The sequence below is a fragment of the Allosediminivita pacifica genome, from assembly GCF_003054175.1.
GTDB lineage: Bacteria > Pseudomonadota > Alphaproteobacteria > Rhodobacterales > Rhodobacteraceae > Allosediminivita > Allosediminivita pacifica.
In genome coordinates, this window is record NZ_QBKN01000044.1 from 1 (window position 1) to 17,721 (window position 17,721).

General features: G+C 64.0%; 22 protein-coding genes and 1 tRNA gene. 9 read left to right on the top strand and 14 right to left on the bottom strand.

Annotated elements, in window-relative coordinates; translation table 11 throughout:
* Positions 1 to 353: 353 nt before the first annotated feature.
* Entirely contained in the window at positions 354 to 611 is a 258-nt protein-coding gene (locus C8N44_RS21385) for a DUF2933 domain-containing protein (protein ID WP_235859814.1), read from the bottom strand.
* Positions 612 to 874: 263 nt separating this feature from the next.
* Here C8N44_RS21385 and C8N44_RS21390 point away from each other — a divergent pair, with 263 nt between their 5' ends.
* The 7 genes from C8N44_RS21390 to C8N44_RS21420 all read left to right on the top strand — a co-directional run bounded on the left by C8N44_RS21390 (position 875) and on the right by C8N44_RS21420 (position 5,619).
* Entirely contained in the window at positions 875 to 1,339 is a 465-nt protein-coding gene (locus C8N44_RS21390; protein ID WP_092691220.1) for a c-type cytochrome, read from the top strand.
* Positions 1,336 to 1,725 carry a hypothetical protein gene (locus C8N44_RS21395; RefSeq protein ID WP_146178896.1) on the top strand — a complete coding sequence of 130 codons (390 nt, stop codon included), beginning with the start codon at positions 1,336 to 1,338 and terminating at the stop codon, positions 1,723 to 1,725. Before C8N44_RS21390 ends, C8N44_RS21395 begins: the two co-directional genes overlap by 4 nt.
* A gap of 11 nt (positions 1,726 to 1,736) precedes the next feature.
* Entirely contained in the window at positions 1,737 to 2,249 is a 513-nt protein-coding gene (locus tag C8N44_RS21400) for a cupredoxin domain-containing protein (RefSeq protein ID WP_092691217.1), read from the top strand.
* Between the two features lie 65 nt (positions 2,250 to 2,314).
* Positions 2,315 to 3,709, top strand: a complete 1,395-nt coding sequence (locus C8N44_RS21405; RefSeq protein ID WP_092692424.1) for a multicopper oxidase family protein — start codon at positions 2,315 to 2,317, stop codon at positions 3,707 to 3,709.
* The gene (locus C8N44_RS21410) at positions 3,691 to 4,203 is read left to right on the top strand and encodes a c-type cytochrome (RefSeq protein ID WP_092691212.1); all 513 of its coding nucleotides are present in this window, start codon (positions 3,691 to 3,693) and stop codon (positions 4,201 to 4,203) included. The genes C8N44_RS21405 and C8N44_RS21410 overlap by 19 nt, the downstream gene beginning before the upstream one ends.
* Position 4,204: 1 nt before the next feature.
* On the top strand, positions 4,205 to 4,936 hold the full coding sequence (locus tag C8N44_RS21415; RefSeq protein ID WP_092691206.1) for a DsbA family protein: 732 nt from the start codon (positions 4,205 to 4,207) through the stop codon (positions 4,934 to 4,936).
* The gene (locus C8N44_RS21420) at positions 4,933 to 5,619 is read left to right on the top strand and encodes a L,D-transpeptidase (RefSeq protein WP_092691201.1); all 687 of its coding nucleotides are present in this window, start codon (positions 4,933 to 4,935) and stop codon (positions 5,617 to 5,619) included. Before C8N44_RS21415 ends, C8N44_RS21420 begins: the two co-directional genes overlap by 4 nt.
* A 505-nt stretch (positions 5,620 to 6,124) precedes the next feature.
* Here C8N44_RS21420 and C8N44_RS24130 read toward each other — a convergent pair.
* From C8N44_RS24130 to C8N44_RS21455, 7 genes are read right to left on the bottom strand one after another with little or no spacing between them, the layout of a single operon-like run.
* A complete protein-coding gene (locus C8N44_RS24130) occupies positions 6,125 to 6,256 on the bottom strand; it encodes an NAD-binding protein (protein WP_328586845.1) in 132 nt (43 codons plus the stop codon).
* Positions 6,257 to 6,784 (bottom strand): FAD-dependent oxidoreductase, encoded by a 528-nt coding sequence (locus tag C8N44_RS21430; RefSeq protein WP_235859813.1) that lies wholly within the window; start codon positions 6,782 to 6,784, stop codon positions 6,257 to 6,259.
* A gap of 37 nt (positions 6,785 to 6,821) precedes the next feature.
* Positions 6,822 to 7,151, bottom strand: a complete 330-nt coding sequence (locus tag C8N44_RS21435) for a YnfA family protein (RefSeq protein WP_092691190.1) — start codon at positions 7,149 to 7,151, stop codon at positions 6,822 to 6,824.
* A gap of 33 nt (positions 7,152 to 7,184) precedes the next feature.
* The gene (gene merA, locus C8N44_RS21440; protein WP_092691187.1) at positions 7,185 to 8,600 is read right to left on the bottom strand and encodes a mercury(II) reductase; all 1,416 of its coding nucleotides are present in this window, start codon (positions 8,598 to 8,600) and stop codon (positions 7,185 to 7,187) included.
* A 12-nt stretch (positions 8,601 to 8,612) separates the two neighbouring features.
* Positions 8,613 to 8,840, bottom strand: coding sequence for a mercury resistance system transport protein MerF (merF, locus tag C8N44_RS21445; RefSeq protein WP_092691182.1), 228 nt, complete (start codon positions 8,838 to 8,840; stop codon positions 8,613 to 8,615).
* Positions 8,840 to 9,145 carry a hypothetical protein gene (locus tag C8N44_RS21450; protein WP_092691179.1) on the bottom strand — a complete coding sequence of 102 codons (306 nt, stop codon included), beginning with the start codon at positions 9,143 to 9,145 and terminating at the stop codon, positions 8,840 to 8,842. Before C8N44_RS21450 ends, merF begins: the two co-directional genes overlap by 1 nt.
* Positions 9,146 to 9,158: 13 nt before the next feature.
* Positions 9,159 to 9,557, bottom strand: coding sequence for a mercuric transporter MerT family protein (locus C8N44_RS21455; protein ID WP_092691176.1), 399 nt, complete (start codon positions 9,555 to 9,557; stop codon positions 9,159 to 9,161).
* Between the two features lie 73 nt (positions 9,558 to 9,630).
* Between C8N44_RS21455 and C8N44_RS21460 the strand changes: the two genes are divergently transcribed.
* Entirely contained in the window at positions 9,631 to 10,086 is a 456-nt protein-coding gene (locus tag C8N44_RS21460) for a MerR family transcriptional regulator (RefSeq protein ID WP_107978793.1), read from the top strand.
* Positions 10,087 to 10,583: 497 nt separating this feature from the next.
* Here C8N44_RS21460 and C8N44_RS21465 read toward each other — a convergent pair whose 3' ends face one another.
* The 5 genes from C8N44_RS21465 to C8N44_RS21485 form a co-directional block, all read right to left on the bottom strand.
* Entirely contained in the window at positions 10,584 to 12,707 is a 2,124-nt protein-coding gene (locus C8N44_RS21465) for a ParB/RepB/Spo0J family partition protein (RefSeq protein WP_107978794.1), read from the bottom strand.
* Between the two features lie 130 nt (positions 12,708 to 12,837).
* Positions 12,838 to 13,206 carry a DUF2958 domain-containing protein gene (locus tag C8N44_RS21470; protein WP_107978795.1) on the bottom strand — a complete coding sequence of 123 codons (369 nt, stop codon included), beginning with the start codon at positions 13,204 to 13,206 and terminating at the stop codon, positions 12,838 to 12,840.
* Positions 13,207 to 13,380: 174 nt separating this feature from the next.
* Positions 13,381 to 14,541: a DUF932 domain-containing protein gene (locus tag C8N44_RS21475; protein ID WP_373282749.1), complete on the bottom strand. Its 1,161-nt coding sequence runs from the start codon at positions 14,539 to 14,541 to the stop codon at positions 13,381 to 13,383.
* Positions 14,542 to 14,711: 170 nt separating this feature from the next.
* Positions 14,712 to 15,146 (bottom strand): PIN domain-containing protein, encoded by a 435-nt coding sequence (locus tag C8N44_RS21480; RefSeq protein WP_107978797.1) that lies wholly within the window; start codon positions 15,144 to 15,146, stop codon positions 14,712 to 14,714.
* Positions 15,143 to 15,445 (bottom strand): hypothetical protein, encoded by a 303-nt coding sequence (locus C8N44_RS21485; protein ID WP_107978798.1) that lies wholly within the window; start codon positions 15,443 to 15,445, stop codon positions 15,143 to 15,145. The genes C8N44_RS21480 and C8N44_RS21485 overlap by 4 nt, the downstream gene beginning before the upstream one ends.
* Before the next feature lie 575 nt (positions 15,446 to 16,020).
* Between C8N44_RS21485 and C8N44_RS21495 the strand changes: the two genes are divergently transcribed.
* Complete coding sequence (locus C8N44_RS21495) at positions 16,021 to 17,670, top strand: recombinase family protein (RefSeq protein WP_107978800.1); 1,650 nt, start codon at positions 16,021 to 16,023, stop codon at positions 17,668 to 17,670.
* Here C8N44_RS21495 and C8N44_RS21500 read toward each other — a convergent pair.
* Positions 17,627 to 17,703, bottom strand: a tRNA-Met gene (locus C8N44_RS21500). The two genes, C8N44_RS21495 and C8N44_RS21500, sit on opposite strands and share 44 nt — an antisense overlap.
* Positions 17,704 to 17,721 lie beyond the last annotated feature (18 nt).

Here is a 17,721-nt window from a genome sequence, read left to right on the forward strand (position 1 = left end):
ATGCGCTTGAAACACATTCTTCGCCAGATCGAGCCCAACCGTGATAATCTCCGACATGACCGTCCTCCTTTGTGGATCACTACAGACCCACCTTGGCACATCGATGCCGTCGGGGGGCGGTCACATCATCAAAGCCATAGCCGACCCTCCCGTCTTCGCAGGCGAGGGTGACGACACTGTCAGTGCCGGTCTGGACCGAGCGGCACCTATCCGGAAGCGACAACGCCGCATCGCGCGTGGACAGTGTGGTGTCTGGATCCGCGCACTGCAGCAAGGCCGTCCCGCAACCGGCCAGCGCAAGAAGGGCGACCAAGGCAAGTTTCGGACGCAGTCCGCAACCCGTTGCCGCCTTGTCAGCGCGCGGCATCGACTTGGACGACCGCCGTCGATTCCCGATCCTGTTCGGGGTCCTCCTCGCGGGTCTCCGCTGCGCTCTCGTGGCAGGATTTGCCCATCATGCGATGCATCACGACATGAGTGGCGAGGCACAGCGCCAGCGGGACCAAAAGCCCAAGATTGCTCGCAAGCCCGCCGAGCGTTCCGTTCGCCAAAAGAAAGGCGCCGAGCGGAACAAGCATCACGGCACAACAGGCCAGCATGCCGAGCTTCATGCCTGTACCGCCTGACAACAGGGTTCGTGGTTTCCAGGTCATCTTCCTCACCGCCTCGCTCAACTGACCGAACGATAGCTGCCTATTCCGGACAAACGTCAAGGATACATTCGAATACAAAAAACACGGGCTTGTCAGGTTGCAGGGTCGACGCGAGCCAGTACTAAACGCTTGAATTATCGAGCGGTCTGAAACCACAGCGCCATGCCAGCGGGTGCCGCTTTCGATGGGAACAGATCACAAGCTAGGAAGGGGCAACGAACGTGGACAAGCTCGGGCTTCTGATCGGTGGTGTCTTTGTTGCCGGGCTTGGTGTGGCGATCTGGCAATTCATGCAACCGACCGAGCAAACGGCGGGGTCCATGGTTCATCCGGAACCAACAGCATTGAGCGACCTGGCCCAAGGCGCGCCTATCGTCGAAGTTCGACTTCCCGCGCAGTTGTCGCCCGAAGCGACGATCGGCAAGCGCGCTTTCGAGGCCAAGTGCGCAGCTTGCCATGGCGCGAACGCAGCCGGTCAGAATGGCGTCGCACCACCGCTGATCCACCGCACATACGAACCGAACCATCATTCCGACGAAGCTTTTCAGAGGGCGGTTCAAAACGGTGTGCGCGCGCATCACTGGCCCTTTGGCAACATGCCCCCGGTCGAGGGGCTAACCCGCGCCGACGTTCAGTATATTGTGCGCTACGTCCGTCAGCTGCAGCGCGAGAACGGGATCAATTGATGCGGGTGCTGTCCTTTCTCGCCGAGCGCGGGGGTCTTGTCGCGATGCTCATGATCGCGCTCGCGGTCCTCGCCGCTCCGACGCCCGGACTTGCCGACACGCCAGATGCTCATTCCGAGAGCGCCGTGGTCGCGGACAACCACCGCGCGCCCGCCGGGCACGCGGCGCACGAGGGTGAGGTCAACCGCTCCTGCCACCCCGACCCGACTTGTTCCCCGGCCGCCATTCTCATGACCCGACCGATATTCGGGGCACAAGGTTTCCCGGCCGCGCGACAGGCGCTCGCGAAAACAACAATCCGCGGGAGAAATGCGCCTGTTGATCTTCCTCCTCCGCGACCCTGCGCCGTGTCACGACTGAATTCCCTGATCGACACCCAGACATGAGAGCCCAAGACATGATCAAGACACTTCTGACCGGCACCGCCCTTGCGGCAAGCCTTACCGCCTCCCTCGCAGTTGCCGGCCCTGGACACGGAGACGGCATCGGCGAACCTGGCGATGCCGCGCAAGTCGACCGTACTATCACCATCGAAATGGATGAAATGAACTACAGCCCCGAGACCGTCGAGGTCGCTCCTGGCGAGACAATCCGCTTCGAGGTGGTCAATGTTGGCCGCGCCGTGCACGAATTCAACATCGGCACGAGCGAGACCTGGAATGGCCACCGTGACGAAATGCAGACGATGATGCGCGAAGGCATGATGACCGTACGCAGCATCAATCATGACCGGATGAGGGAAGCCGGTATGATGCATGACGACGCCAACAGCGTCCTTCTGGAGCCGGGAGATACGGACGAAGTCATCTGGACGTTCTCCGAAGGCGGTGAGATCGGGTTCGCCTGCAACGTGCCCGGCCACCGCAACGCCGGCATGGTCGGCGATTTCCGGATGAGCCACGACTCCTGAAGCTCAAATAACTGGTGGCGGGCGAGATATTCGCCCGCCCCGACGCCTTTCTGGAGATATTGGCCATGCCGACACGACGCGCCTTCATCGGACAGACCGCCGCCGTTATGGGTCTGGCGGTGAGCGGCCGGCAGGTGTCTGCCGCCTCTCACGCGCCTGCGACCCTGACAGCGCGTGACGCCACGGCGCAACTTGCTCCCGACGGCTATGCGCCGACATCCATCTGGGGTTACGAGGGCCGGGCGCCCGGTCCGGCGATCCGGGTGCACCAAGGCGAAAGGGTGCGGCGGCGGCTGGTCAACGGCCTTCTCGAGCCGACCTCGGTCCACTGGCACGGGATCCGCATCGACAACGCGATGGATGGCGTCTCGGGCCTGACGCAAGAGGCCGTCGCACCGGGTCAGGCGTTTGTCTACGATTTCGTGGCACCCGATGCCGGGACCTACTGGTACCATGCGCATAACCGGTCCTGGGTGCAGGTCGCCCGCGGTCTGCACGGGCCGCTGATCGTGGAAGAGGCCGAACCGCCCGAGGTGGATCGCGAGGAGACCCTCGTGCTCGATGACTGGTTGCTCGATCCCGAAACGGCGATGATCGAGGACAGCTTCGACCAACCGATGAGAATGAGTCATGGCGGCCGGATCGGGAACCTGATCACCACCAATGGGCGGTTCGACCTGTCCATACCGGTCGCGCGGCACATGCGTTTGCGCCTGCGGCTTATCAACGCGTCGAATGCACGGATCTTTCCGTTGCAGCTTACCGGAATGCGGGGCTGGACGGTCGCACTCGACGGCATGCCGCTTGCCGCGCCCGAACCGCTGGAGGACGTTCTTGTTCTCGCCCCAGCGCAACGCGCCGATCTGATCGTCGATGTGACGACCGAAGCGGGCGAGATCGCGCATCTCGTCCGGATCGGCAATAACGACCAACCCGCCTCGCAGGTGGCGTTCCCCGTCTCGGGCAGCACCGCGCAGACGCCGCGCACGATACCGGCGGCCCTGCCACCCAATCCCGGCGACGACCTCGGGGCGCTCGCCGATGCTCAGCCTTTGCGGCTCGTGATGTCGGGCGGCGCTATGGGCCGGATGGACAGCGCCTTCCTGGGCGGAGAGCGCCTGGGCTTTCGCGAGCTTGCGGCGCGGGGACGGTTCTGGGCCTTCAACGAGATGGCCGAGATGACGCAGGCCCCGCTGGCTGATCTTTCTCTTGGTGAGCCGGTGCGGCTGGAGATCGTCAACGAGACCGCCTTTCCCCACGCGATGCACCTGCACGGGATGCACTTCCGCGAAATCCGCGACGGTGAACCCGTTGGCCCCATGCGCGACACGCTTATGGTGGCCGTTCAAGAGACGCGCGAGATTGGCTTTATCGCGGACAATGCGGGCGACTGGCTATTTCATTGCCACATGCTCAGCCATGCGGAAAGCGGGATGATGACATGGGTGCGGGTGACATGATGCGGTGGGGTCTCATTATCGGCCCAGCAGCACTCCTGCTTGTTGGCACGGGGGCGTGGCTGACGCTGCAGGACGCGCCGCAGGCCACGATGGCTCCCACCATGCCGGTGATGCCGACCGCGGTGGATATCGCGCAAGGAAAGGCGCTTTATGCCGAAAGCTGTGCGTCTTGCCACGGCGCCAATCTCGAAGGGCAGCCGGATTGGCGAACGCCGGGTCCGGATGGACGGCTACCCGCGCCGCCTCACGATGAAACCGGGCACACCTGGCACCACCCCGATCGTGTTCTGTTTCAATACACGAAGCTCGGTGGACGGGAAGCCCTGGCGCTGCAAGGCGTGGAGTTCGACAGCGGCATGCCCGCATTCAGCGATGTTCTGACGGATCGCGAGATCTGGAACATTCTCGCCTACATCCAATCAACCTGGCCCGAGCGCGCCCGCGCCATGCAGGCCGAACGCACGGCCGCCGATCTGGCGAATGGAGGGAGCTGACATGAAGAAACTCATCTCGATGATCGTGGTGGCGCTTTCGTTGGCGCTGCCACTGCAGGCGGCGGCCGAGGGCTTGTCCGAGGACAGGGTGCGCGAACTGGTCCTCGAGACCATCCGCGAGAACCCCGATATCGTCATGGAGGCCGTCGCGATCCTGGATTCCCGCCAAGCCGAGGCGCAGGCGGCGTCGCAGGCCGAGGTTCTCGACGAGGAACGCGAAACGCTGGAACGCGATCCCAATGCGCCGGTTCTGGGCAACCCTGAGGGCGATGTCACGGTGGTAGAATTCTTCGACTACAACTGCCCCTATTGCCGTCGTGCCAAGCCGGAGATCGAGGCTCTGCTCGCGGCCGATCCGAATGTTCGCCTTGTCTATCGCGAATGGCCGATCCTCGGCGAGGGGTCGGTTTTTGCCGCCCGTGCCGCACTGGCGGCACGCGAACAGGGCCTCTACGAGGACTTCCATTGGGCGATGATGGGCATGAACGGCCGCGCGGAAGAATCCGCTGTCCTTCGGATCGCGGAAGAAATCGGGCTCGACATCGTGCAGTTGCGCCGCGACATGGAAGCACAGGAGATCGACGCGCACATCCAGACCTCGATGCGTCTCGCGCGGGCCCTCGGCATCACGGGCACGCCATCTTTCGTGATCGGCGACGCCCTCGTTCCCGGTGTCGTGGACGTAGAACGATTGCAGACGCTTGTCTCCGATGCGCGGGAGCCGGAACAATGAAGACAACTGGGAAAACGGGCCTGACACGTCGCCATTTCATCGTGACCGTATCCGCGCTGTTCTCGCCACCCATCTCGGGGACGCTTCTGGCCGATACCTGGCCGAGTGAGGCGCAGAAAAGTGCATGGGATGCCGAAGTGACTCCGCCCTTCTTCGACCTCGAGACGTCCAATCCTTGGGGCCTCGATGCGCGTTTTCTTCCGCAACGGGTCGAGGCCCGTGCGAGCCTTGTTCCGGGGAACATCCATGTGGATGCAATTGCCCGCTACCTCTATCACATCGAGGAAGGCGGGACGGCTATGCGCTATGGCGTGGCCATCGCACGCGGCGATCTCTACGAACCCGGGACCTACACGATCCAGCGCAAGGTCCGGTGGCCACACTGGACGCCGACGCGCTCCATGATCGAACGCGATCCAGAGCTGTACTCGGATTTTGAAGACGGTATGGAGCCGGGTCCTGACAATCCGCTCGGCTCGCGTGCACTGTATCTCTTCGTGGGCGATCGCGACACCTATCTGCGCATCCATGGCTCGCCGGAGCCCCGCTCCATCGGGGGCCGCGCGAGTTCAGGCTGTGTGCGGATGGTCAATGCCCATATGATCGCGCTGTACCCGCAGGTTGAAACCGGCGTGACAGCTTACTTGCATCCGCCCGAAGACTACGTCGGCGCACAGAGTTGAGCACCAAATTCGAGGCACCCGGGAGAAGCCGGTAAACTCACTGCGCGAAAGGACCGGACTTGGGACGAAAATTTTCTAGCAGCCTCGTGTTGCCGGCCATTCTGAGCGGATGCACCGCTGTCGTTGGCACCGGGGACACGGACCCCGAGCTCATCCCCGAGCAGGTTGCTGCCCTGGCAGCCCCCTATCAGGATGTCTCTACGGCGCGCCTTTTGCCACGTGACGAATGTTACTGGTATCTTCACGAGGGGCCCGTCGAAACAACCCTTTTGCCGCTCAGAACCGTCGACGGGCGACCGATTTGCGCTGCGAGAGATTAGAAGGCGGCGTCATGGTTGGCGTCAAATTTCCCGGGTCGACGCTCAACCTACAGTTCGAGCGGCGCGGCGTTGCGACAGCTCGCGATAGAGCGCTTCCCTCGTGACGCCCAATTCGGCGGTCAGGCCGAGCGACAAGTGATGGGTGAAGTGCAAGACGCAATTCTAGAATAAATGAAAACAATGACTTAGGATGAAGAACGTTGGAGCAGCATTTCAACGAGGTCGACGTCGAACATCTTCAGTTGGCGGGCGCCACGATCAAGGATCGTCACCTGGGCTCCCGCGCGCGCCGCGATATGCGCGAACTCGAAGGAGATTTAGCCGTCGCCCACGAACACAATCCGGCGAGGCAGCTCGGCGAGGTTCAGGAAGTCGGTGCTGTCGATCAGCCCTTCGGCCCCGGGAAAATCAAGCGGCCGCGGCTTCGCCCCTGTGGCGATCAGCGCGTGGCTGAAAACAATCTCTCCATGGCCGTCGATCTCGACCCGATCATCGGCGGTGAAGCGGGCGCGGCCGTGCAGCGCTCGCACCCCGGCCTCCGTCAGCCCACTTTCCATGCTCTGGGGCACCGGGTCGGTGAAGTTCTCCTTGTGCTTCATCAGCGCAGGCCAGTCGATCCGAGTCTCCCCTCTGGCGCCCTTGCCTTCGAGTCGTCTGGCGGCCTCCACCGCCTCAGCACCGGCGCGCAGCATCTTCTTCGGGTCGCAGTCCCTGAGCGCGCAAGTGCCGCCGTAGGGCAGCTCGTCGACGTTAGCGACGGACCAGCCGGCACGGGCGCATTTCTTTGCGGCGGTGATCCCGGCCATGCCGGCGCCGATGACGATCAGGTCGAGCGCGTCGGTCATCTCTGCTGCTCTCTCGATCATTTTGGAACTGGTGATTTCAGACCGGCGCCCGGGGGCCTGCGATGATGGTGAAGGCACCCAGCAGGCACAGGCCGACCCCGATCACGTCCCACCGATCCGGTCGCACCCCTTCGACGGCCCAGAGCCAGAACAGCGAGGCTGCGATGTAGATGCCGCCATAGGCCGCGTAGGCCCGTCCAGCGGCAGCGCTGTCGGCCAGCGTCAGCAGGTAGGCGAACAGCGCCAGCAAGGCCATGCCCGGCCCGATCCACCAGATCGGCTTGTCGAGCCGGAGCCAGGCCCAGAAGGCGAAGCATCCGGCGATTTCGGCGAGGGCGGCCCCGATATAGGCGGCAAGGGTCGGCATCGAGTGCTCCGTGTCCTATGGCGATGAAGAACGCTACCCCGCGCAGCAGCTGAGCGCGGCCACGTCCTTCTCGAAGGTCTGGGCAGCAAGCTTTAGTCCCTCGACGGTCGTGAGATAGGGCATGATCGTGTCCCCCAGGTCCTCGTAGGTCAGCCCGGCCTTCAGGGCCATGGCCGCTGTCTGGATGCTGTCGGCGCCCTCGGGGGCGAGGATCTGCGCGCCCAGCAGCCGCTTGCTCCCCGCCTCTGCCACCAGCTTGATCAGCCCACGCGTGTCGCGGGCGGCGAGTGCGCGCGGCACGGCATCGAGCGGCAGGACCGCGGTAATCACCTCTCGCCCGTCGGCCCGCGCCCGGGCCTCGCTCAGGCCAACGCCCGCCACCTGGGGATCGGAGAAAACCACCCAGGGCATCGTCCCATTGTCGTAGGCACGCGCCTCGCCCGCCACCGCGTTCCGGGCGGCAAGCTTGGCACCGTAGGCCGCCATGTAGACGAACTGATCGCGCCCGGTGACATCTCCCGCAGCCCAGACGTTCGGGTTGACGGTGCGCATCTGCGCATCGACCACGATCCCGCCCCGCGCATCGGTCTCGATCCCGGCGGCACCGAGGTTCAGGTCGTCGCTGTTCGGCACTCGTCCAGTGGCGAGCAGCAGCCGCTCGGCGCCGAAGCTTTCACCCCCGGTGCCCGTCAGGCGCACGGTGCTTCCGTCGCGTGCCACGCTTTCATATCCGGTGATCCGGGCCAGACGGATGCCCTCATCAGCGAGGTAGCGCTCCAAGGCCTCGGAGATTTCCGGCTCGGCCTCCGGCAGCACGCCGCGGCGGCTGACCAGCGTCACGATGACACCGGCGCGGGCGAAGAGCTGCGCCAGCTCCACGCCGATGTAGCCCGCGCCGAGGACCAGCAGGGAAGCGGGCAGCGCCGTCAGTTCCAGGGCCGATGTGCTGTCGAGGGCGTCGATCTCCTCGATGCCGGGGATCGCGGGCACATGGGGGCGCGATCCGGTGGCGATGACGATCTTCGCCGCCGGAAACGTCGCGCCGTCTACGGTGAGCCGGCCCTGCTCGTCAAACCGGGCACAACCCTCGATGTAGTCCACATTCTCGTGCCGAGGCAGCACGTCGGCGTATTTTGCCGCGCGCAACTCATCCACGAGCGCCTGTTTCTGTGCCACAGTCGCAGCCCAGTCGGTGACGCGACCCTCGGCCTCGACGCCGTCGAACCGCTTCACGGCGCGGGCGTGGTGCAGGCCCTCCACGGCGCGGATCAGAGCCTTGGAGGGCACGCAGCCCAAATTGACGCAGGTGCCTCCGATGGTGCCGTCGCCGATCAGGGCTACACGTGCCCCGGCCTCTGCGGCGGTTATCGCAGCCGAAAATCCGGCCGAACCAGCGCCGATCACGGCAAGGTCGTAGGCGCCGCCCTCGGGTGTGCCGCAATCTTTCATGTCAATCTCTCTTCAGTTGGTGCGCTGGCGCCGCCAGAGCGCGTAGAGGGTGATTCCAATGAACACCGCGAGCGCAGGCAGGAGCACCATGTCGAGCCAGCCCAACAGGGCGGAGAGCCCGACTGCGCCCAGGAGGATCACCAGGATCGGGGTGAAGCAGCACAGCGCTACGACTACGGTGCCGATCAGCCCGCATTTCACGAGGCGGTCGTTCCCGTCGGAGCGCCTCTCGCGGCCCATTACGAGCCGCTTTCGTCGGCCAGGGAGGCGCCGTAGCCGACACCCATGACGACGGCGATCAGTTCCTCTGGATTGGTGACGTCATCATCGTAGCGCAAGGCATAGAAACCGTCTTCCGCCTCGCCCTCGACAAACTCTGCGATCTCCACCGTCTCCACGCGCTGAAGGGCCGTGGCGACGATGTAGCTGCATGATGGGCACGTCAGTCCGGTGACGTGCACGCGGGTCTCGGCTTCGGCTGCGAGGATCGCGGTCGGGATGACCGAAAGGATCGCGACCAGCAACAGGTGGCTCAGCTGTCTCATGATGGGCTCCGTTTCAAAAAGTCAGGATGCGCGGTGCGGCGTAGGGAAAGATCAGGGCCAGCAGGACCACGGCCAGCGCGCTCCAGAGCACCCCATGCATGAAGCCGCGATCCACCGGGCGGGCGCAGGTACCGGTTCCGCAATCCTCGGCAGGCACCTTACGGTAAGCCTTCCAGAAGCCATAACCGAGGGCGACAGCCGCGAGAGAGAAGGTCACCCACTTGTAGGCGTAGAGCGCCGTAAGCTGGCCGATGAAGACCCCCGTGACACCAAGGCTCACCAGAACCAGCGGCAGGATGCAGCAGGAGGTCATCGCCAAGGCGCCAAGCACCCCGACCCCGGTCGCAGCCCATCCCGCCTTGTCCGTCCGGCCCCCATCCTGCCGTTCTGTTTCGATCGGCTTGGCCGTCATCGCGTCACCTTGTTGTCGTTCCTTGAATGGCAAGGTAGGGTCTGTAGTAGCTACAGGATCAAGGAATAATCCGATGCCTGACATTCACGCCTCCGCGAGCGACCTAAAGCGCTCCGACCTGGCCAGGCTCACCGGCTGCAATCTGGAGACCATCCGTTACTACGAGGGCATCGGCCTGATGCCTGATCCGCCCCGGACGGCATCGGGCCACCGCCGCTACGGCACGGCCCATGTGGAGCGGCTAAGTTTCGTGATGCGGGCTCGAGACCTCGGCTTCACCATGGAAGAGATCCGCGGCTTGCTGTCCCTGGTCGATCGCGGCAGTCACACCTGCGCCGAGGTCGAGCGGATGGGGCGCCACCATCTCGATGTGGTCCGCGCCAAGATCCGGGGTCTCCACGCGATCGAGACCGTGCTCGCCGGAACCATCGCACGCTGCACCGGGGCCGACACTCCCGACTGCCCGCTGCTCGACGTCCTCAATGATGGCCAGAGGAAGCCAGCACCGATAGAAAGAGCGTCCGAATAGCTGCCATCCAGTTGGAGTGTAGCGAAAGTCCGGTATCCACCGTACCTTCGGTAGCGTTCGCGAACGCAGCGGATATCGAGCACGCGCAGCGAACGGCAGGCAGGTTCCCCCGGCGCGGTCGCTGCTCCCGAGGATTTCGCTGCGCTCAGTTCGAACGACCGGATCCACAGCTGCGATGCGACATGAAGATTTGCTGCGCCGCAACAGAAATGCCGCTGCGAGCGCACGCAGCGGGAATTTGCTTCTTCCGCAACGGGCTCACTGCCGACCTTCGCTGCAGATGCACCCCGAAAAATATTGTGCGTTGGCCCCGAGCGGCCGCTTTGATCAGCTTGTCAATTTTGGTTTGCGGGCGCAGCGAACGGCCGCAATCCGCCCTTCGCTCCGGGGGCAACATAGGGCCTCGTCCGGCGCGGCTGGTACAAAGTCAAGGCTCTTCACACGAAACCCGGAACAGAAAAGGGCCCCGATCGCTCACGGCGTCCAAGGCCTGGTACTCATTCAGCGGCTACGCGGACCCCATCGTCCTCTTCGGTTTCGGCAGCGTCTTCCTCGTCCTCTCCGCTGAGAGTTACGGGAAACGCCTCTTCCCCTTGCTCGGGTTCTACCGCTGCGGCGGCTCCGTCACTGTCGTCCACCATCCGTAGCGGCTCAGGCAGCCAACCGGTATCGGCGAGCAGGCGCTCGACCTCCCTGGCCATATCGGGCTTCTTCAGATGGTCGATGAGCTGCGCTGCCTGTTCGCCGGCGCCTTCGCGGACTGCTTCGAGAATGCGAGATTTCGTGACGCGACCGAGATAGTTTTCGACCGTCGGCCGCCAGCCGGCCGCCACCATGTCGAGTCCTGTCGCCCGCGCCAACCGGTCGGCCTGCGTGAGGCGAATATGCAGCCCGTGTTGGCTGACACCATTGCCGCCATAGGGATTGGGTTTCTCGTGGAGCGCATTGACGCCGTTGCTGACGCAGTGGGCGAGCAAGTCCATGCGCTCGCCGTCGTCGAGCTCCGTCAGCCAGTCCCAGAGCGCCGCGTCATCGGCAGGGATATGGTCGCCCCAGCGTTCGTGGCGGTCATCTACCGCTTTCGCGGCGACACTGTCCTTCAGATCCTCCGCCTGCGCCGGGAAGTAGATCTGGCGGACACTGGCCTCGAGCGCACCCGTGGACGATTGGTGGAGGAAGGCGTCGCTGACGAGCTTGTGGAGCAGCGCCGTCATGGCGACGTCGGGATTTCGCGCCACCGCATCGCGCAACGCCAGCGTCCGATGCGCGGTCAGCTCGGTGACGAGCCGGTCGGGCAAAGGCTTGACGCCATCATCCTCGTCTTCCTCCGCTTGGGTTGCGCCCCCGGTGGCAGTGACAGCGTGATGTGCGACAGAAGCGTCGGACCGACTCTTTCCATCAGCCGCATCATCGTCGCCGGGCGCAGCCTGGACTTCATCCTCGGGCCGGACAAAGCCGCGCTCGACGGCAAGGTGACCATCGTGGCGGATGCTGACGAAAGCACCCGCGCGCGCCATCTGGTCGGCGTCATAGCGCATGGGCCGGGTCTCGAAGACCTCCAACGCCTCCTCGATCTCCCCAAGCCGCCGGTCGACATCGTCAGGGAACTCGTCTGCGTCGGCATACTGCGCTTCCAGATCATCGAACTCGTCGCGCAGCCGCTCACGCTCCGCCCGTTCCTGGTCGGTCAGGTCGATGGTCGTCCCGCTCAGCCGGCGCAGACCCTGCGTGTGGCCATAGGGGAAGTCCGTCGCGACCTCGATCCATTTCCAGCCCTCAGCCGCGATGGTCTCGCCTTCCACCTTCAGCTTTTCCGTCACGAGGTTTTCGAGCAGAGGCACGTTCTCGACCCAGCCGCCGTCGTCATCCTGGAACAGGTCGCGCATGACTGTGCCGCCGGCCTCGACATAGGCGTCGAGTCCGACGAAACGCACGCGGCGATCCGACGCCCGAACCGTGTGCTCGGTCAGCATGCGGCGAATCTGGTAGGGCTCCTTGTTCCAGCTGTTCTTCACCGCATCCCAGACCTGCTGCTGCCGGTCGTGATCGTCGGTGACGGAGAACGCCATGAGTTGCTCCAGCGTCATCTCGTCCTCGGCATAAATGTCCAGCAATTCGGGCGCGACCGAGGTTAGCCGCAACCGCTGCTTCACCACCTGGGCGGTGACGAAGAATGCGGCGGCGATTTCCTCCTCGCTCATGCCCTTCTCGCGCAGGGCGAGGAAAGCGCGGAATTGATCGAGCGGATGCAGCGGCGCGCGCTCGATATTCTCGGCAAGCGACACCTCGTCGACGAGGATTCCAGCGCCGGCCTCGGAGACCACACAGGGCACCGGAGCGGTCTTGTTCAACCATTTCTGCTTGACCAGAAGTTCCAGCGCCCGAAAGCGGCGGCCGCCGGCGGGAACCTCGAAGTGGCCGGTTTCCTTCCCTTCCGCATCGAGTTCCGGTCGGACATGCAGGGACTGGATCAGGCCCCGCCGGGCAATGGACTCCGCCAGTTCCTCGATGGAGATCCCGGCCTTCACCCGCCGGACGTTCGACTGGCTGAGGGTCAGCTTGTTGAAGGGGATGTCGCGCGAGGACGCGAGGGTGATCTTCTTCTGGGCTGCATTCGCCATGGTTTTTCACTCCGCGACGGGCGCCGAGAGCCATTCTCTCGAACCACCAAACCCGTCACGCGGCGAAGCGCCGCCCTCTGACTCTCAGGAGGGCGGCGTGGAATAGGTGGAGTAACGAAGGACGCGGGCGCTATGCGCCGGAAAACGGTGTCTCCTCGAGATGCGCGACGCGTTCCGCCGCGGCGATACTGCCCGTTTCGCCCGCGAGTTCCGCCCAGACCGAGATAGGCAGGGCGGTGCGGAAGTGAATGTCGCGCTCGATCCCGAGGCCAAAGGGCAGACGGACGCCCTGCAATTCCCTGAGGCTGAAGCTACCCAGTTCAGGAAAACCCAGATCCGCCAGACCGAAGAGGACGTCGCCATTTGCGTCGAGTTCGGTGGCGAGCCAGGTACCCTGCCCAACGGGATTGAAAAACTTCACGACGGGAACATGGTCGGCATCGCATTGTAGGCCATTGGTCAGAAGACGACTCTTTAGGTCGGGGGTCAGAAGGATCATCGGCCGCTCTCCGCGACGGGCGCCGGGAGCCTCTCTCCCGAACTCCAACCCGTCACCAAGCGAGGCGCAGCCCTCGAACTCTCAGGGGCGCGCGCCATCGGCAACTTCGCGTCCACGTAGGTGGAAAGCGGAACGCCGGAGCAGTGCTTCCAGGCCCGTCCGGCGCTCCGGCCGTTAGGCCACGCGATCCAGGAGTTTCTTCGCCTTCCCCTCCATTTCGAGCCTTGCGTCCTGATGCGGCTTGTCGCGCGCGGCAGCGGTGATGCCCTGCACAAAGTCGAAGATGCTTTCGGGCGGACGTCCCTCCTCCGCAAGCACGGTATCGATGATCTTTCCGGTCTCGGCCCTGGTGAAACCCCGCTTGCGCAGAAAGTCGGCGCGATCCTCGTCGGTCCTCGCCACGACCCGCTCGCGCGCGGCCTTGATGCCGTTGAAGAAAGGTACCGGCGAGGAGTCCGCGAAGTTCCGCAGCGCCGGTGCCGCTTCATGGGCGAAGCGGGAAGCGGCGTATTTGGAATGCCGGATCTTGATCTCCTGAAAATCCTCGACACCCCAGAGGTTGCGGTTCTGGCACACGGCGCGCAGGTAAAAGCTGGCGATGCCGAGCGTTTTCGCCCCGACCTCGCTGTTCCAGCAGTAGAACCCCCGGAAAAACAGATCGGGCGACCCATCGGGCAGCTTGCCCGCTTCGATCGGGTTCCTGTCGTCGACGAGAAACAGAAAGACATCGCGGTCCGAGGCGTAGAGCGTCGTCGAGTCCCTGGTGATCTCCGCGCCGGGATCGTAGACGCCCGTCGACCAGTCGAGCACGCCCGGCACCTTCCAGCGCGTGTCGCCGACACCATTTCCGGCAATCCTCTGCACCGCCTCGACCAGCTCGTAATCGAAGATCCGACCGTAATCCGGCCCGGTTACGGCGCGCAGCTCAAGGCGACCACCATCGGTTTCCAGCGTCTTGACTTGTTCCGCCCGATGCGAGGTCAGACCGTACTGCAGGTTGATGCCCGCGAGCGCGGCCGGAATCTGGCGCAGATAGGCCGCGGGCGCTCCGACCTGGCTGGCAAGCTGGCCGAAACTCCAATGGGTGGGCGCGACGGGCGCGTCAGCGCCGGGCAGCATCAGGTTCAGACGCTCGGGATTGTCGCGGCTGGCCTCGACCTGGATCGAAGCGCTCTCCACCACGCGTGTCCGGCTGCGCTCGGCGCGGGCGCGTACGGAATTGGCCAGATCGTCGAGCGACAGGTAGCGCTCGTCATCGGGGCGCGAGAACCATTCGGACGAAACGCGCCCAACCCGTTCTCCGCGACTGATATCCACCTTGTAGCCGCCGTTCATGTCGCGGCTTGCATCGAGTGCTTGCAGGGTCATGGGAAAATCTCCGCGACGGGCGCCGGAAGCCTCTCTCCCAGCCCTCAACCCGCCATGACCTCCCCAGCCCGGCTCTCACTCTCTGGCGGCGATGATTAGCGGGCACACGATCCTCGGTTCGCCCGGTCAAGCATCGCTCATGGCTCGCTGTCCCGCACGGGGTTGATGAGTTGGATTCCCGCGAAGTCCTTTTCGTTGTCGGTTACGACCACGCATTCGTTCGCTCCGGCAACCGCGGCGATGATCATGTCGAGCGCGCTTCGCGGCCGGCCAGCGGATTTGCCCTCCGCCATCAAACGCGCCCAGATCAAGGCCGCCTTGTCGTCGAATGGCAGGACCCGACCGTCGAACAATACCTGGGGCCCCTCCGCCCCCGTGAACCACGCCTCAAGGGCGTCGCGCTTCTTTCCACGCGGCTTGTCCAAGATACCGCGACGGATCTCCGCAAGCGTCAGCGAGGCGATGAACAGGTCCTTGTCGTTACGCTCAGCCATCCAGCGAAGCAGAGAGTCCGAGGGCTCCGGCTTGACAATGTTGCTGATAATGTTGGTGTCGAGGAGAAAGCGCGTCACAGATCGACCTGACGCCCCTCTTCGTGCGAGCGGGACAGATCGAGATCGGCGCCGACCAGAGGCGAGCGACGGAGCGCCGACAGGATGCCGCCGGATTTCGGCGGTTCGCCTGAGACGGCCTCCTTGACCGCCGACCGCAGCTGATCCGCTTCAGGGCTGTCTTCCGAGAGACGGCGCGCAAGGGAACGGATCAGTTCGCGATCCGTTTCGAGCGCCATGACCTCGAAACGCTTGATGCCGCGCTGCGTCAGGCGCGCGCGGTAGTTCTCGATCGCTCTTTTTTGCGCGGCGTTGCTCATGACATGCTCCTATGCTATATCCAGCTATATAGCCTCGATGACTCGGTCCTGCAAGGATCGGAGATCGCGCTTGCCAGACGCGACCCGGGCGAAGCAGGCTGACAGGGACTCACCCTCCCGGGGCGATACCGGACGCGGAACCAGCGTATGAGCGATATGCGCAGCAAGATGGACCAGATTGCAGGAGTTTCCGCCGCCGTTGTTCACGACGATGGGCTATCCGCCTCTGCGACTGCATGCGATCCGGTGCGCTCCTACCCCCTGCAACGCGCTGTTATTACGGCTGAATTTCCCTTGCGAATTGGCGCCGGGAAGTCATCCTTCTCCTTGCGCGGTTCTGCGCAAACGGAAGGGATGGCTCACTCTTGGCGCGGCGAAGGCAAACCACAGCGGAGGCCCTGCATCTCGCCGTCGAGGCGACGGAAGCCGACCCCGCGCGTGTCACGACAGCTGAACCCGATCCCCGACTGGTCGATCTGGTTCGCCTCCTGGCTCGGCAGGCCGCGCGGGACTTCGTCAACGCCGAGACGGCGCGCCATGAGCGGGACCGCCTCCCCGAGTAAGGAGGTCGCCTCATGAAGGTTGCGCTTTACGCCCGCTATTCTTCCGACAATCAGCGCGACGCATCGATCGCCGACCAGTTCCGGATGTGCCGGCTTCATGCCGAGAAGCAGGGCTGGCAGGTCGTTGAGGAATATTCGGATCACGCGATTTCGGGCGCGTCTCTGCTCCGTCCCGGCATTCAGGCCCTGATCTCCGACGCCGCGCGCGGGCGGTTCAACCTGATCCTCGCGGAAGCGATGGACAGGCTGTCGCGCGATCAGGAGGACATCGCCGGGATTTTCAAGCGCATGTCCTATTCGGACGTGAAGATGTTCACCCTCTCGGAAGGCGAGGTGACGCATCTGCATGTTGGGCTCAAGGGCACGATGAACGCGCTGTTCCTGAAGGATCTTGCCGACAAGACCCGGCGCGGCCTGCGCGGCCGGGTCGAGAACGGTAAATCCGGCGGCGGGCTCTGCTACGGCTATAACGTGGTTCGCACCGCCGACCCCGACGACCGCGGCAACCGCGAAATCAACGCGGCCGAGGCCAGGATCGTGCGGCGCATCTTTCAGGACTATCTTGACGGTCAGTCCTCACGCACCATCGCGATGACGCTGAACCGCGAGGGTGTTCCCGGTCCCCAGGGCAAGGAATGGGGCCCCTCCACCATCCACGGAAACCCCAAGCGCGGCACGGGCATTCTGAACAACGAGCTCTACATCGGGAAGCTGGTCTGGAACCGGCTGCGCTACATGAAGGACCCGGACACCGGCAGGCGCGTCTCGCGCCCGAACCCGGAAAGCGAATTGGTGATCCAGGAGGTTCCCGAACTCAGGATTGTCGATCAGACCATCTGGGACGCCGTGAAGGAACGACAAGCGCGCCTCGCCTTCGACAAGTCCGAGACCAGCAGCAACCCGATGAACCATCGACGGCGCCCAAAGCACCTGTTCGGGGGCTTGGTGAAGTGCGGTTGCTGCGGCGGGGGCTATTCGATGATCTCGAAGGACCTCATGGGCTGTTCCACGGCTCGCAACAAGGGCACCTGCGACAACCGGGTAAACATCCGGCGCGATGCGCTGGAAGCCTCGATCCTGAACGGGCTCAGGAAGCACCTGATGGAGCCGGAACTGTTCAAGGAGTTCTGCGCCGAGTTCACCAGGGAGGTGAACCGGCTCCGCATCGAGCGCGGCGCCGACCTGGAAGGGTGGAAGAGCGAGTTGGAGCGCACGGACCGCGAATTGGACAAGATGGTCGATGCCATCCTTCAGGGGTTCCCGCCCGCCAAGCTGAAGGACAAGGCTGAAAAGCTCGAAGCCCGCAAGGCGGAGCTGACTGAGCTCCTGGCCAATGCCGACGAGCCGCCGCCCCTGCTGCATCCCAATATGGCGCAGATCTATCAGGATCGGATCGGCCAGCTCTACGAGAACCTGCAGCACGAGGATGAGCGGGCGCAGGCGGCCGAGGTGTTCCGGACCCTGGTCGATCAGGTGACACTGGTTCCGGAGAACGGCGAACTGGCGATCGTCCTGCGCGGTGATCTCGGCGCAATCCTGCGCTTTGCCGCAGGAAAGAAAAACCCCGACTTCCTTGCGGAGGCCGAGGCTCTGGACAACCTACTATCGCAGGAATCGTTGGTTGCGGGAGTAGGATTTGAACCTACGACCTTCAGGTTATGAGCCTGACGAGCTACCGGACTGCTCCATCCCGCGCCATTTGCGGCCCTTTTG

What these genes read in the sequence shown, in the direction of transcription:
- C8N44_RS21385 (WP_235859814.1), bottom strand. Translation starts at nt 611, where the DNA reads ATGAAGCTCGGCATGCTGGCCTGTTGTGCCGTGATGCTTGTTCCGCTC.
- C8N44_RS21405 (WP_092692424.1), top strand. Translation starts at nt 2,315, where the DNA reads ATGCCGACACGACGCGCCTTCATCGGACAGACCGCCGCCGTTATGGGT.
- C8N44_RS21485 (WP_107978798.1), bottom strand. Translation starts at nt 15,445, where the DNA reads ATGAGCAACGCCGCGCAAAAAAGAGCGATCGAGAACTACCGCGCGCGC.
- C8N44_RS21400 (WP_092691217.1), top strand. Translation starts at nt 1,737, where the DNA reads ATGATCAAGACACTTCTGACCGGCACCGCCCTTGCGGCAAGCCTTACC.
- C8N44_RS21455 (WP_092691176.1), bottom strand. Translation starts at nt 9,557, where the DNA reads ATGACGGCCAAGCCGATCGAAACAGAACGGCAGGATGGGGGCCGGACG.
- merA (WP_092691187.1), bottom strand. Translation starts at nt 8,600, where the DNA reads ATGAAAGATTGCGGCACACCCGAGGGCGGCGCCTACGACCTTGCCGTG.
- C8N44_RS21460 (WP_107978793.1), top strand. Translation starts at nt 9,631, where the DNA reads ATGCCTGACATTCACGCCTCCGCGAGCGACCTAAAGCGCTCCGACCTG.
- C8N44_RS21465 (WP_107978794.1), bottom strand. Translation starts at nt 12,707, where the DNA reads ATGGCGAATGCAGCCCAGAAGAAGATCACCCTCGCGTCCTCGCGCGAC.
- C8N44_RS21495 (WP_107978800.1), top strand. Translation starts at nt 16,021, where the DNA reads ATGAAGGTTGCGCTTTACGCCCGCTATTCTTCCGACAATCAGCGCGAC.
- C8N44_RS21450 (WP_092691179.1), bottom strand. Translation starts at nt 9,145, where the DNA reads ATGAGACAGCTGAGCCACCTGTTGCTGGTCGCGATCCTTTCGGTCATC.
- C8N44_RS21420 (WP_092691201.1), top strand. Translation starts at nt 4,933, where the DNA reads ATGAAGACAACTGGGAAAACGGGCCTGACACGTCGCCATTTCATCGTG.
- C8N44_RS21470 (WP_107978795.1), bottom strand. Translation starts at nt 13,206, where the DNA reads ATGATCCTTCTGACCCCCGACCTAAAGAGTCGTCTTCTGACCAATGGC.
- C8N44_RS21435 (WP_092691190.1), bottom strand. Translation starts at nt 7,151, where the DNA reads ATGCCGACCCTTGCCGCCTATATCGGGGCCGCCCTCGCCGAAATCGCC.
- C8N44_RS21430 (WP_235859813.1), bottom strand. Translation starts at nt 6,784, where the DNA reads ATGACCGACGCGCTCGACCTGATCGTCATCGGCGCCGGCATGGCCGGG.
- C8N44_RS21415 (WP_092691206.1), top strand. Translation starts at nt 4,205, where the DNA reads ATGAAGAAACTCATCTCGATGATCGTGGTGGCGCTTTCGTTGGCGCTG.
- C8N44_RS21410 (WP_092691212.1), top strand. Translation starts at nt 3,691, where the DNA reads ATGGGTGCGGGTGACATGATGCGGTGGGGTCTCATTATCGGCCCAGCA.
- merF (WP_092691182.1), bottom strand. Translation starts at nt 8,840, where the DNA reads ATGGGCCGCGAGAGGCGCTCCGACGGGAACGACCGCCTCGTGAAATGC.
- C8N44_RS21475 (WP_373282749.1), bottom strand. Translation starts at nt 14,541, where the DNA reads ATGAACGGCGGCTACAAGGTGGATATCAGTCGCGGAGAACGGGTTGGG.